Source organism: Burkholderia humptydooensis (assembly GCF_001513745.1).
GTDB lineage: Bacteria > Pseudomonadota > Gammaproteobacteria > Burkholderiales > Burkholderiaceae > Burkholderia > Burkholderia humptydooensis.
In genome coordinates, this window is the sequence record NZ_CP013380.1 from 2844354 (window position 1) to 2856680 (window position 12327).

Annotated in this window: 13 protein-coding genes; 4 read left to right on the forward strand and 9 right to left on the reverse strand. The window is 57.2% G+C overall.

What is annotated here, in order from left to right; all coding sequences use genetic code 11:
* Positions 1–8: 8 nt before the first annotated feature.
* The 4 genes from AQ610_RS12660 to AQ610_RS12675 are packed head-to-tail and all read right to left on the reverse strand — an operon-like array spanning position 9 to position 4505.
* Positions 9–803 carry a 2-keto-4-pentenoate hydratase gene (locus tag AQ610_RS12660; protein WP_006029480.1) on the reverse strand — a complete coding sequence of 265 codons (795 nt, stop codon included), beginning with the start codon at positions 801–803 and terminating at the stop codon, positions 9–11.
* Between the two features lie 24 nt (positions 804–827).
* A complete protein-coding gene (gene mhpA, locus AQ610_RS12665; RefSeq protein WP_006029479.1) occupies positions 828–2591 on the reverse strand; it encodes a bifunctional 3-(3-hydroxy-phenyl)propionate/3-hydroxycinnamic acid hydroxylase MhpA in 1764 nt (587 codons plus the stop codon).
* Positions 2588–3598, reverse strand: a complete 1011-nt coding sequence (locus tag AQ610_RS12670; protein ID WP_006029478.1) for a VOC family protein — start codon at positions 3596–3598, stop codon at positions 2588–2590. The genes mhpA and AQ610_RS12670 overlap by 4 nt, the downstream gene beginning before the upstream one ends.
* A gap of 16 nt (positions 3599–3614) precedes the next feature.
* Positions 3615–4505 carry an alpha/beta fold hydrolase gene (locus tag AQ610_RS12675; protein ID WP_009912286.1) on the reverse strand — a complete coding sequence of 297 codons (891 nt, stop codon included), beginning with the start codon at positions 4503–4505 and terminating at the stop codon, positions 3615–3617.
* A 125-nt stretch (positions 4506–4630) separates the two neighbouring features.
* On the opposite strand from AQ610_RS12675, the gene AQ610_RS12680 reads away from it, so the two are divergent.
* Complete coding sequence (locus AQ610_RS12680) at positions 4631–5317, forward strand: TetR/AcrR family transcriptional regulator (RefSeq protein ID WP_009912285.1); 687 nt, start codon at positions 4631–4633, stop codon at positions 5315–5317.
* A 227-nt stretch (positions 5318–5544) separates the two neighbouring features.
* Positions 5545–5754 (forward strand): ATP-binding protein, encoded by a 210-nt coding sequence (locus AQ610_RS37355; RefSeq protein ID WP_009912282.1) that lies wholly within the window; start codon positions 5545–5547, stop codon positions 5752–5754.
* A gap of 516 nt (positions 5755–6270) precedes the next feature.
* Here the strand turns inward: AQ610_RS37355 and AQ610_RS12690 are convergent.
* Complete coding sequence (locus AQ610_RS12690) at positions 6271–7083, reverse strand: citryl-CoA lyase (protein WP_009912280.1); 813 nt, start codon at positions 7081–7083, stop codon at positions 6271–6273.
* 209 nt (positions 7084–7292) lie between these two features.
* Between AQ610_RS12690 and AQ610_RS12695 the strand changes: the two genes are divergently transcribed.
* Positions 7293–7706: a RidA family protein gene (locus AQ610_RS12695; protein WP_009912279.1), complete on the forward strand. Its 414-nt coding sequence runs from the start codon at positions 7293–7295 to the stop codon at positions 7704–7706.
* 252 nt (positions 7707–7958) lie between these two features.
* On the opposite strand, the gene AQ610_RS12700 is transcribed toward AQ610_RS12695, so the two are convergent.
* Together AQ610_RS12700 and AQ610_RS12705 are read right to left on the reverse strand one after the other, a co-directional pair.
* Complete coding sequence (locus AQ610_RS12700) at positions 7959–8627, reverse strand: TetR/AcrR family transcriptional regulator (protein ID WP_144411949.1); 669 nt, start codon at positions 8625–8627, stop codon at positions 7959–7961.
* Positions 8628–8684: 57 nt separating this feature from the next.
* Positions 8685–9107 carry an acyl-CoA thioesterase gene (locus AQ610_RS12705; protein WP_009912276.1) on the reverse strand — a complete coding sequence of 141 codons (423 nt, stop codon included), beginning with the start codon at positions 9105–9107 and terminating at the stop codon, positions 8685–8687.
* Positions 9108–9371: 264 nt separating this feature from the next.
* Between AQ610_RS12705 and AQ610_RS38385 the strand changes: the two genes are divergently transcribed.
* On the forward strand, positions 9372–9833 hold the full coding sequence (locus tag AQ610_RS38385) for a thioesterase family protein (protein ID WP_374189337.1): 462 nt from the start codon (positions 9372–9374) through the stop codon (positions 9831–9833).
* A 114-nt stretch (positions 9834–9947) separates the two neighbouring features.
* Here AQ610_RS38385 and AQ610_RS12710 read toward each other — a convergent pair whose 3' ends face one another.
* Together AQ610_RS12710 and AQ610_RS12715 are read right to left on the reverse strand one after the other, a co-directional pair.
* Positions 9948–10832, reverse strand: coding sequence for a carbon-nitrogen hydrolase family protein (locus AQ610_RS12710; protein WP_009912275.1), 885 nt, complete (start codon positions 10830–10832; stop codon positions 9948–9950).
* On the reverse strand, positions 10829–12325 hold the full coding sequence (locus tag AQ610_RS12715; protein ID WP_006029472.1) for a class I adenylate-forming enzyme family protein: 1497 nt from the start codon (positions 12323–12325) through the stop codon (positions 10829–10831). The genes AQ610_RS12710 and AQ610_RS12715 overlap by 4 nt, the downstream gene beginning before the upstream one ends.
* Positions 12326–12327: the final 2 nt, after the last annotated feature.

The window sequence follows — 12327 nt, forward strand, 5'->3', positions numbered from 1 at the left end:
TCTCGCCCTCATCCGATACGGCAGCTGACGCTGCCGAGTGCACCAATCTGCGCGTGAATCGCGTCTCCGGCGCTGACTGGCACCATCGGACCCAGCGCACCCGACAGGATCACGTCGCCTTCACGCAGAATCTGCCCGCGCTGAGTCGTCATGCGAGCCAGCCAATACACCGCTCTTAACGGATGGCCGAGGCATGCGGCGCCGCTTCCGGTCGAAACGGTCGTTCCGTCGCGACTCATCAACATGCCCACTTCTCGCAAGGAAATTCCGCCGAGCGAGACGGGTTGAGTTCCCAGGACATAGAGACCGCAGGAGGCGTTGTCTGCAACCGTGTCCTCGAGCGCAATGCGCCAGTCCGAAATCGCACTGTCGACGATCTCGAGGGCCGGCAATGCATAGGCGAGTGCCGACAGCACCTGCCCATAGCTCGGCGCTTCATCGGCGATGTCCCGTCCGACGACGAACGCCACTTCCGCCTCGATCTTCGGTTGCATCAGGCGACTCAACGGCACTTCGTCACCATCGAGATATTCCATATCGTCGAACAGCACGCCGAAATCGGGCTGGTCGACCCGCAGTTGCTGCTGTACCGCGACTGAGGTCAGACCGATCTTCTTGCCGACGACGCGCCGGCCGTCAGAGATTCGGACTGCGTTGTTGAGTTCCGCCACGGCATATGCCGCGTCGAGACCGGCAATGCCGAATCGTTCGGCAATCGGAGCGATCGGGGTGCGTGACTCTCGCGCGTCACGTAGAGCTTTTGCAGCCGCGAGAATGGCTGCTTGGTCGAAATGATCAGGCATAGCAGAAATACCAGAAGGCAAGGGTCAGGCCGCTTTAGCGACAGAAGGCGTGGTGATTGAAGTGCCGGCGATGCTCTTGCGCGCTCCCAATTGGAGGCCGAGCTTGTCGTGCAATTGCCGGACGGTCCGGTCAAGCTCGCTGGGGGCAATAACCGCAAAGGTGAAACGGTCAGGCCTCAGCACGGCCACAGCCTCAGTTTTAAAGCCCGCTTTTTTAAACCAGGCAATCATATCGCCTCCGACGTCCTCGACTTCGACGACGCCGGTCGAGTTGTCCCGGTCGACGCCGTCGAGTCCTTGCGGGCGGCCACCGTACGGGTACATCGTCACGGTGCTTGTCGACAATGCGACCATGGTCGCCAGCGATGCTTCATTGAGGTACCGCAAGGGATCGATGTTTAACCCGATAAGCGAAAACCCGTGGCCGAGAAGATCGTCCAGTTTTTTCCTGTCGCCATTGAAAAGACGCACTTCGGGCTGTGGAATCAATGCACCCTCCGGGCCATTTCTGCGACGGCGAGGCAAGCCCAAATAGGCGTTCTTCCGATAGACCGGCATCGGCTTGAAGCCTCCCTCCTGAAACCAGCGTCTGAGCGGCGGAACGGTTCGAATGAGGCCGAGCGAAGCATCCCGAAGGAGCGTCGCAAATGGGCTTCGCGCAGACACGACGTTCTTGAGCAGGACCGACGTATTGATCATGGCCTTCGCGTGTGCATGCCGTTCCGATTGGTACGTATCGAGAAGCGCTTCGTCCGCGAGGTCCCGCAATACGAGATCAAGCTTCCAGCCGAGGTTATACGCGTCACGAACACCCGAGCTTGCCCCTTGGCCCATGAACTGTGGCGTCATGTGGGCGGCGTCGCCGCCGAGTAGCACACGTCCGACCCGCCACTTCGATGCGATCAGCGCGTTAAATGTGTAGACAAGCTTGCGCTTAACCACGAACTGGTCAGGATCGACGAACCGGGACAGGTACTTCCGAACCGTTTCGGGTCGCTCCATGTTTTCCTTCGTCTCACCCGGCATCAGCATGAATTCGAACCGGTGAAACTTGCCGGGCTGAACACAGCTCACGACCGGCAGTTTCGGGTCGACGACGAAATTGAAGTACGGCAAATGACGCAGTGCGTCGGTTCCGGGCTTGCGCTCGAGGTCCACGACGAGCCACGGCTCGGGGAAGCTCTTGCCGGACATCTCGATGCCAAGCTTCGTACGAACAATGCTTCGGCCGCCGTCGGCACCCACCAAATAGCGCGCCCGCAGAGTCCTGATATCGGGATCGCCCTCGACACGCGCGCGGGCATCGTTGCTGTCGCTGAACCGCGCTTCACGCGTCGCCTGATGCGTAACGCTCACGCCGTCCACATCCTGTACGAAGTCGACGACTTCCCGGCCTCGGCGGACCTCGACGCTCGGGTAACGCGCGAGCGTCTCGGCCAACGTCGTTTCGAGGTAAGGCTGATAAAAGAAGTTGATCACCGGCCAGCCAAATGGACGCTTGCGTGGCATGTACTGGGTAATCGGCGTTCCATCGCGCCGAACGAGCTGGACCGGCGTCTCCGTCATCATCCGAGACTGCACTTCATCGACGACGTCGAGGTGCTGGAAGATCCGCATGCACTCGTCGTCGGTGTACACGGCTCGAGCATTACCGTAGAACACGGGCTCACGTTCGAGCACGATGACCTTATGGCCGGCCTGTCCGAGCATATGCGCGAGGATGAGGCCAGTCGGTCCCAGCCCCACAATCGCGACATCGCACGCATCATTTGGATGCGCTCCATTCATGACTGCTCTCCTTGTACAGAATATTCCGGGTGCATCAGGGAGGCGAGCGCGCGACGAACGCGACCAAGTCTCGCTCCTAGGCTGAGGTTTTCGGGACGGTGCCCCCACAGACTGATGCCTTGATAGACTGACGGGCGCCACGTCCGCTCGTCAACGACGATCGGGTTCCAGCCGAGCTCGATTTCAAAGCCTGATGGCGTTTCGACGTAGAACGACAGTTCGCGGTCGTTGGGGTGTTGGCCGATCGCATTGGCGATCGGATAACCCATCGCACGACACCGCAAATAAGCCTGAGTCACGTCCTCGATCGACAAGCACTGGAGATTCATGTGGTGAATCTGAGTACGCAGCGGGTTCAGGCGTATGCCTCGCGTCGATGCGGTTGCGAACGAGTGGTGCCGTTCGTTGAAACGGAGGAAGGCAAAGTCCAGACTCAGACCGTCGATCTTGTCCTCGATTTCGTCGGAAAGTCGTGCGTCGAAGACCTCCCTCCAGAACTTGAGCATGACTTCTGGCTGCCGCGTTGTCACAGCGACATGCCCCATACCAGAAGCACCGGTCACAAACCCGCTTGCTTTCATGTGCAACGGTAAATCGCTCAGCACCGGAGCCGTGAATAGTTCGGTACGCAGCTTCTTGGGGCCCGCAAAGAACCAGAATTTTTCGACGCCACGCAGCGTGGCTTCAGCCTTGCTTCCCTCTTCAACATGGATCCCGCGAGCCGACATTCGCGCAAGTGCAAGCTTGAGCGCCGCTGCGTCATCCAGTTGCCAACCGATTGCAATGACGTCCTCTGCCGCGCCGTCACGAATGATCAGGCGTCGTTGATGCGAATCGATCCGACATGCGACCACACGCGGGTTTGAATGATCGACATGCAGGCCCAAGCCCTCCGACGCGAATTTCGCCCATTCATCGAGTCGAGAGGACTCAGCTAGCAGATAGCCCATCCTGACGCGGCCAAATAGGCTGCTTGCCGCGGGCGTCGAGCTTTCGATAGTCGGCATAAGGACACACTCCGGGTTATTGAGCCTTAGAGGCGCAAGCTTTGTCGCTATGCTGCGCCAGGAATGCAAGGACGGCGGCATTGAATTCATCTGCACGCTCCCACTGCACCCAATGCCCTGTCTTGCTGAACATGTAGACGTCGCAGTTCGGCATGCGTCTTTGAAGCGCTTCTGCGCCGCTAGGTCGGTTGACCTTGTCTTCGGTGCCCCACAACACCAACGTCGGATTTTGGACTGACGCCAATCGCGCATCACGCGTGAAGTCGATCTTGCTGAACTTCGGAATGCCCTTGGGACCAAGCAATGGCGGACTCGCAACGACCTCGGGATCGATGCTGGCCTGAAAGCGTTCTTGAATCACCGCTTCCGGAACGAGGCGACCGTCGAAGACCAGATCGCCTCGAATGAACGTCGTGAGTTTCTCGAGGCTCGGACCGGTTCCCTTGTAGTAATTCAGCAATCGTTTGAGGCCGGGAGTCGGGACTTGCCGCGTCGTATTGACGCCGCCGGGCCCCATCAGCACCAGCCGATCGATCGCGTTCGGTCGCTCCAGCGCCATGCGCAGCGCACATGCACCGCCAAGCGAATTCCCGATCACGTGCGCATGCCGGATCCCAAGCGCATCGAGCAAACCGAGCATGCCAGTAGCCAGATCCCCGAATGGATCGTTGCGGTCGACACCCTTGCTCGATCTGCCGTACCCAGGCATATCCGGCACCAGCACCCGGTAATGGCGTGCGAGCGCGTCGATGTTGCGCGAGTAGTTCGACAGGCCCGACGCGCCCGGCCCCCCGCCGTGGAGCATCAGTACGGCAGGTCCTTCGCCCGCTTCCGCCAGAAAGATCCGCCGGGGACCGACCCGGACAGTGCGCTGGTTCATTGCATGCGTGATGGACGGGATATCCATGGCGTCGACTGCTCCTGATTTCGCGAGGTATGGTTGATTATATTGAGATATATGTCATCATGACAATACTATCGTTTTTACCTAGGGCGGGCGACCATGTCCGGCCGGACCCGTATAATCGACCCATGAGCGAAACCATCATCATTGATCACCGTACCCGCGTGGCGGCGCAACGGCGCGAACGGATGCGCGCTCGGCTCATCGAAAGCGCCATGCTTGTTTTTGCGGAAAAGGGGGTCGGAGCCAGCGTTATCCAGGACGTCATTGCGGCCGCGGCCGTGTCCCAGGGAACCTTCTATAACTACTTCCGAACGAACGAGGAACTGCTCGAGGCGGTGACACAGGAACTCAACGATGAGTTGCTACGCCTTATCGAAGCGGTAGTTGCTGGTTATGAAGACCCTGCAAAGAGGATCGCGAGTGGCGTTCGAATGTTTCTTCATGCCGCGCGCGCCTACCCGCTGTTGGCCCGATTCATTTCTGCGGCTGGTCTACACGCCGCTGGCCCGAGCAGCCTGATATACGTGTACCTGCCGATTCATATTCAGCAAGGACTTGCTACAGGTCGTTTCCGAAGAGTTACGGTCGAATTGGCGCTCGATGTGATCGCAGGAATCGCGCTGACAACGATTCAACGGTTCGCCGACAAAGGCGCAATGACCGAGGAACCCGAACAGATTGTTGCAGCGATTCTGCGTGCTCTCGGTGTTGAAGCCGAGGAGGCTCAGATTCTTGTGCTTAGTGACCTTGCACCCATCATGCCGCCTGATACATCCCTGTTGGTTCGAGGTAATGCGCGGGCTGGGAAGTAGTCCAGCACCAACTCAGATTGAAGGCACGAACACTCCAACCTGCGATATCACCATTTCATCACGACCTTTGAACGGGGGCAGTCGAGTTGTAGTAGCCGTCTCCAGAACTAATCGAAATTAGCGGTCAGCGACCGACTGATTTGCTAAGAAAATCATATGGGGCCCTAAGTGACCCGTTACAAGCCTAGGCGCCCGTGACCCTGAACCAGAATTAGTCCCGGTCGGAAATGGAGATTTCCGGCTCAGCGCAGGGCGGTAGCAGCCTCTGCACGCCTGCCGGCACAGTAGGCAAGACGGACGTCCTGCTGATGGACAACGTCGCAATGGCACCCATGAGCGACGGCACCGTGCGCGACCTGCTGGAAATTTTTGATGATCGTCGCGGCCACCGTTCGACGCTCATGACAAGTCGGATTCAATTGAAATCTGGCACGTGACACTCAGGGACCGACGCTTGCCGACGCCATTCTCGATCAACTCATGCACAACACCATTGCGTCAATCTCAGCGGCGAATCGATGCGTAAGCACAAAAAGAGTTTGGCCGACAAACTCCGATCATCGAAAAACCGGACACCCCGCTTCGCCGCGCTCGACTGTCCAGCTTTGCGCGAATCAGCTGTCCACCTTCACGCGAAACGCGTGTCCAGCGTCCGCGAATTGCGTACGCAAGCGCCTCCGCCAGGAATGGAGTGCGCCAACGCACGCCGGAATATCCTATGTTGCGGAATGGAAATGTGACCTCCAACCTCAAAAAAATACGCCGCACGGCAAGAGAACCGTACGACGCCAAACATACCCCCACCTTCGAGGTTAGCGAGCCGGAGTTGCCCTGCCCCATCTGATCGCGACACAAATCTGCGTGACGGCGCTACGATGTACCTTGCCGACTAACCTCTCGCGCTTCCGAGTTATTCCTTCCCGACATTTCAAAGGCAAACGCGGCGTCAACAATCACCAACCAGCGGCTTTGAGGTCATACTCAAGGTTGCGACGGTTGCGCAAGTACGCCGCATCGCTGTCCGCCACTGTGCGGATCCGAACCTTGCTCCGGAGCTCTTCGGATACGTGGGCTACAACTCCAGGCATTGTCGAGATCAGCGCGAGCCCGGTCATTTCCGCAGGTGTGAAGCCCATCTGCGCCAGAATGGCTGCCATCATCCCCACTTCATTGATAACAAGCTCCGGCTTGTTGGCCTGTTTGATGAATGCAGCGTGAACTGCTTCGTACCAGTTGCACAAATCGCCCCAAACACCATTTTCTTGCGCGATGTGCTTCAGCTTCTGCGCGCGCGGATCCGTGAAACGGAAGTTTGGATGCCCAAATCCCGGTACGCGCTGACCCGAACTGCGCATGGTCGTAATCAAAGCGTCGGCCGCTGCGGCCATGGACTCCCCGCTCCTCTCGAATTCGGCGAACGTGGCCACGATAAAAGCGCCACCGGAATCCGGTGCCAATGTGTATTCACCTGCTGAAAGAACCGCGGTCGCGAGCCCCGCAACCATCGAGGGATTTCCAGAGACGCAGTAACGGGCAGCGACCGTACCTGGCTTCTTGAGCGAATAGTCGAGAACCGAACAGAGAACGGCTTCCATCATCTTCGACTCGCCCGGCGTCGGCAAGCGACCACGAATCAGCAGATATGACGCCGACGCAAAAGAAAGATTGCCAATCAGTTCCCCGAGGTCGTAACCACGGATAAATACACTCGCCTCCTCGACGTCACTGACGGAGGTTTCCCACGCACGCTTCGGTTCAGTAGCCATTACGATATCCAAAGTTGAACGCCAACAAACTCATACCGGATGAATCCCCGAAGGCCTCATCTCAACCATCCAGCCCCTAAAATGTACTACACGGACAAATTTTAGTCTAGCTGGTCAGAATTTATGTCTGATGAGTGTTACGTCGCGCAGCATCCAGGCTATACTCAGTAGTCTTTTTTTATTCTCATCAGTTTTTCGAGGAGTTGGCCATGCTTACTGCAATCAATCCGCCCGGCGCAGCGTTTCCCGGCGTCTCCCAGGCGGTACAGATTTCTGGTGGTGATCTCTTCATCCTTGGTGGTCATGTTCCGACGGATGAAGAAGGCAACCTGGTGGAAGGTGACTTCGAAACACAGTTGAGGGCCGTGTTTCGCGCCCTAAAGCGCACGCTAACCGCCGCTGGTGTGGGCTTCGAGGCTGTGGCACGCCTTACATACTATGTGGCGGACTACGAGCCGAGCATGCTGCCGATCCTTCGCGAGGTTCGGTCGGAGTTCGTTGACGCTGATGAACACACGTCGCCGGCAAGCGCCGTCGTCGCCGTGGTCCAGCTTTATGACAAGGCGGTACGCGTCGAAGTCGATGGCTTCGCGGTGCTTCCGTCGAAGACGCGCGTCTACTAACGCGCCTTGTTTGAACGTTTCAGGGATTGCCGCAGCCTGCTACCGCAGGCTGCCAACGAGGAGAAGGGAAATGCGTGGGCTCGATATCCTTCGCACGCTGGATTTGAGAAGGTCGGATGCTACCTCTCGATAGTCGGCCGTCCGCGCCATCGAAACATGTGATGAATCACGAACGACACGGGTGCCGCGCCAAGGCACATGACCGACTACGAATGTGCAAGATGCTCGGTTAAGCGACTGATAAAGGCTCCGTTACGCAACTGCCGCCTTCAGCGGTTTGGCCGAGCCCTTCCTGGTCCCGGATCTCTCCTTGGCTTCGACAAGGTATCCTTTCGTCAACATCGAGACGTAGTATTCCGCAATCTCCGTTGAACTCATCGGTCCCTTATCGCTGTACCAGGTGTACAGCCAATTGCACATGCCGAGAATCCCCGTGACCGCAACGTGTGGAGGAATGTCCTGGAATGTGCCTGCCTCTACCCCGGCTCGATAAACCTTCTCAATCGTCGCGTCGTATTCACGCTTACGGTTGAGCATCAGCTTGCGCTGCTTTTCATCGAGTTCGCTCTCCTCCCGGAAGTAGATTGCAGTCCACTCGCGGCGCTCCATCACGTTCATTGCATGGCCGATGATGATTTTCCGAAGAGCGTCTTCGGGAGAGAGGTCCGTAGCTGAGATGGATGAAATCATCTCAAAGTAGGTGTCGTAGATTCGCGTGAAAATCTGCCACAGAATCTCGTTTTTGCTCTTGAAATAGTAATAGACGACAGACTTCGTGTACCCAAGGTTCGACGCAATGTCATCAATCGTGACCGCCCGGAAACCACGTTCCGCGAAGAGCGAGACCGCAGACGACAGGATTTCATCCTGGACGTATGCCTGTTTTTTTGCCTTCAATTGTTCTCGCTTATCTTGCTTCATGCTCAGCTCCATAGCAGGTACTTACCGTATCGTCCGGTCAGCTTCCCACATGTTGACTTACTCTGCATTCGAGCCTGACGCCTTAAGAACACGCTCTCTAATGGTGTCGGGAATCGGAATGCTCTTTCTATCCACCAGATGAAAATACACTGATGTCATTGCCAGCTCCGCCACCACGGTACCATCCGGCCCGACTAGCCGATGCAATGATTTCAGCGAACTCCGACCAGCATCGACAACTTTGCTGACGACCGAAAACAGGTCACCTGTCCTCAGCTCAGAACGAAAGTCGATCTCGTAGCGGACGTCCGCCCAGCCCTCATGACGTTCATCGCGCCATTTGGGGTTGTATCCCAGCCTCGCTACAAGATGCCACATCGCCTGGTCAAACGCGGCAACATAGTATTGGACAGTCATATGGCCCATTGCATCTGTCTGGGCAGGGTATACCACCCCGTGATACGTTTCGAAGCTCATCATCTTCCTGTCAACGCGAAATTAGACAGCGAGACCGCGCGGACAACACACCTCGATGAGGCCACCGCTTCTCATTGTCAGTTTTTTTGACCAACTAGTCAACACATTTAACCTGCAGATTATCCCTGTCTCGCAACATCCCTTTGACTGCAATGGCGCAACGCCGATAGATATCGGTCCGCGGCGCCCGGACCGGCGCGCTCCGTTCATGCAAGAGCACTGGTGTCGAACAATGATACTTAAGTCATCGCTCCGCCCTCGCACCGAATGGTTGTGCAGTCGAATTGGATTGACTTATATGGTCACGTGACTGCAGCGCGATGTACACCTGTTCGACCGTGTCGGCTACGAGTGCTCGCCAGGTATGGCGTCGGAGAGTCATATACTCGTGAAGAGCACAAAGGATCTTCAAGGTCGCTAAATACTCGATCTTTGTCAGAACTCGTTCTGGGTGATGAGATCGAGCTCTCGATCCGGTTCTTTGACGACGACGACAAACAGTTGCTCAGCTTGTTCGAGCTTCGGCGTGTGCGCGATGGGTGTCTTTCTACAACAATGGAACAGCTTTCTTTGAACGTTAGCCTCGCTACGAGGAAGGTCAGACCGTTCCAGACTCATTTGCAAAGCAGGCTCAAAACGGCAGTCGCCGCACACGCCCCTCCTTCCAAAGTATGTCCCGACGCAAGCCGTTACGCCTTGCCTCGTCGGAAACCAGCTGCCGCGAAGTAGCGACCATTGCTCTCGACTGCTGAGGTGGTGCGAACCACAGCCCGTCATTATTGAGCGGCGCATGGCTGATGGCAGGCAGGCCTCCGGCCAGTACGTACATTCTCAGCGGCCAGCTCAGGAGAACAGCTTGTCATACAGCGCCGGACGGCGATCAGCCAACTGGCGCACTTCTGACTTTTCCCGGGACATACGAAGCGTTTCGAGGTCGAGCGAGGTATTCAACAAGTATTCGCCTTCTGCTCCGAGCGCATATGTGCCGTCAACAACCTTGAAACGATTGTCGATCGGACAGGCGACAAACGCGCGTCCCGAAGCGACGCTCTGATAGTCGTTCGGTATATCCAGCGGACCAACGAGCGTCGACACGCAGACGAACAGCTGATTCTCAAGGGCTCGAGCGTGTGCGCTATGCCAGACGCGCCATGCACCTCGCTCCTCCGTCAGTGACGGTACGAGCAAAACCTCGACACCTTGCCCCACAAGGTATTGCGTGAGCTCAGGGAACTGCACGTCGTAGCAGACGAATAACCCACATTTGACGCCGCCGATTTCGAACGTCGTCAGGCTGTCGCCGCCAGACGTGGAAATTGCGCGTTCGCCTCGCGTCATATGAAGCTTGTCCTGGCGCTCAACCGAACCGTCGGGTTTGAAAACCCATCCGCTGTTGCGACCTACCCCGTCTTCTTCGTGCCAGAACGATGCCCCCGCGATCGCGATCCCGTGCTTTTTTGCAAGCGTTTGGAGCGTTTCGCAGTACTCGCCCACAAGCGGCGTCAAAACCCGACGATAAAATTCCGACACCGTCTTGGTGGTCACGTCGGCCGCTTCCGGATGAGTCCAGAGCAACCCTGTCGACGTCAGTTCTGGAAGAAGCAGAACTTCACTGCCAGTGGCTTGGGCTTGCGAGGCAAGCTCTTCGACATGCGTCGTGAAGTCATGGAGTAGGGCATAGCGTCGCGTACCAAATGACGCGATTGAGACTTTGAGGGTTGACTTCATCGACGCCCCTCCATCCAGTAGCGAAGCAGTGATGCTTTATCGACCTTTCCGGTGATGCCGAGCGGAAGCTCGGAAGACCGGACAAAGTAGCTCGGCACCTTGAAGTCAGCCAGTCGCGCGCTGCAGTACGAGCGCAACTCATCATCGTCAAGGGTGCCGTCGCGTCCCACGACATAAGCAGCAACTAGCTGCCCGAACTTCTCATCCGGGACCCCAATTACCGCGACACTTTGCACGGCAGGATGCGCAGCTAGCACGTCTTCGACCTCGGCAGGCGCGATGTTCGCGCCACCGCGAATAATGATGTCCTTGATTCGGCCTGTGAGGTAGTAATAGCCGTTTGCATCGCGATATCCCAGATCGCCGGTACGCAGCATTCCGTTGACGAACAGTTCTTTGCTCAAAGCCTCATTTTTAAGGTAACCGCGCGTAGTCGACGGAGCCCGTACCAGAATCTCTCCGGCCTGTCCTTCCGCGACTTCATCCCCGGCTGGGTCGACAATTGAAATTGACGCACCCGGCGCAAGTTTGCCGATCGCCGTTTCGGGAACAGGCGCGGCATCGGTCGAGTACCGTCCAAATATGGGACGAACTTCTGTCATGGCGTAGTAGTCGTCGATGCGCTTTTTTAACCTACGCTCAAAGCGACCTCGCAATTCCCTTGACAACGGAGCACCGGCTGAAATCAGCAACCTCATCGACGAAAGATCGAAGCTGATGTCGTTCTGCTCGGCATACTCGAGCATCATGGCAAACATGGTCGGGACGCCCTGAAACACTGTGGCGCGATGCTGCACGAGGGCCTCCAGTACCTCGCGCGGATGGAAGCGACGCATGATCACCACCTCCCCGCCGGCCTGCAGCGCAGTAGCTGCTGCGGTCGACAGACCATAGAGAAACCCTAGCGGCAGGGCTACGACCGTCACATCACTCGTACTCATGCCCCACATCTCAATCAGCGAACGGTTGCCAGCAACCTCAGATTCCTGGTCGAAAATGACCGCTTTCGGCTTCCCAGTAGACCCTGATGTATAGACGACAAGAAAGTTTTCCTGAGGGCATAAAGCATTTCCATCGAGTGGGGATACCTCCAGTTCCCGAAATTCGTTCAGGGTGACAAGTCTGGCCGCCGAGTGAAGCGCGTGGGCTGCCTGAGCGACTGGTGTCATTTTCTCGTCATGCAAAAGCACAACGACGTCGCCATGCCCCAGGATATAGGCCACTTCGGGCGCAGTGAGGCTCGGGTTGACGGGAATAAACGTACCGCCCAATTGCCCAACCGCGTAGTAGAGCAGCAGTACGTCGACGCAGTTCTCACACAAAACGGCTACTGGAGCGTTCCTCGTTACGCCGAGTGCCGTCAGCCTGCCTGCAACACGCGCCGACTCGGCGACGAGTTCGGCATAAGTCAAGGACTGCTCGCCGCTGCGCAGCGCAACCGATTGCCCACCGCGCAATGCATGCGCGCCGATATCCGTGTTCACCATATGCATTT

Excerpts from the sequence above, each read along its gene's own strand:
- AQ610_RS12675 (WP_009912286.1), bottom strand. The coding sequence starts at position 4,505 with ATGGATATCCCGTCCATCACGCATGCAATGAACCAGCGCACTGTCCGG.
- AQ610_RS12700 (WP_144411949.1), bottom strand. The coding sequence starts at position 8,627 with ATGAAGCAAGATAAGCGAGAACAATTGAAGGCAAAAAAACAGGCATAC.
- AQ610_RS12660 (WP_006029480.1), bottom strand. The coding sequence starts at position 803 with ATGCCTGATCATTTCGACCAAGCAGCCATTCTCGCGGCTGCAAAAGCT.
- AQ610_RS38385 (WP_374189337.1), top strand. The coding sequence starts at position 9,372 with ATGGTTGTGCAGTCGAATTGGATTGACTTATATGGTCACGTGACTGCA.
- mhpA (WP_006029479.1), bottom strand. The coding sequence starts at position 2,591 with ATGAATGGAGCGCATCCAAATGATGCGTGCGATGTCGCGATTGTGGGG.
- AQ610_RS12705 (WP_009912276.1), bottom strand. The coding sequence starts at position 9,107 with ATGATGAGCTTCGAAACGTATCACGGGGTGGTATACCCTGCCCAGACA.
- AQ610_RS12695 (WP_009912279.1), top strand. The coding sequence starts at position 7,293 with ATGCTTACTGCAATCAATCCGCCCGGCGCAGCGTTTCCCGGCGTCTCC.
- AQ610_RS12690 (WP_009912280.1), bottom strand. The coding sequence starts at position 7,083 with ATGGCTACTGAACCGAAGCGTGCGTGGGAAACCTCCGTCAGTGACGTC.
- AQ610_RS12680 (WP_009912285.1), top strand. The coding sequence starts at position 4,631 with ATGAGCGAAACCATCATCATTGATCACCGTACCCGCGTGGCGGCGCAA.
- AQ610_RS12670 (WP_006029478.1), bottom strand. The coding sequence starts at position 3,598 with ATGCCGACTATCGAAAGCTCGACGCCCGCGGCAAGCAGCCTATTTGGC.
- AQ610_RS12715 (WP_006029472.1), bottom strand. The coding sequence starts at position 12,325 with ATGCATATGGTGAACACGGATATCGGCGCGCATGCATTGCGCGGTGGG.
- AQ610_RS37355 (WP_009912282.1), top strand. The coding sequence starts at position 5,545 with ATGGAGATTTCCGGCTCAGCGCAGGGCGGTAGCAGCCTCTGCACGCCT.
- AQ610_RS12710 (WP_009912275.1), bottom strand. The coding sequence starts at position 10,832 with ATGAAGTCAACCCTCAAAGTCTCAATCGCGTCATTTGGTACGCGACGC.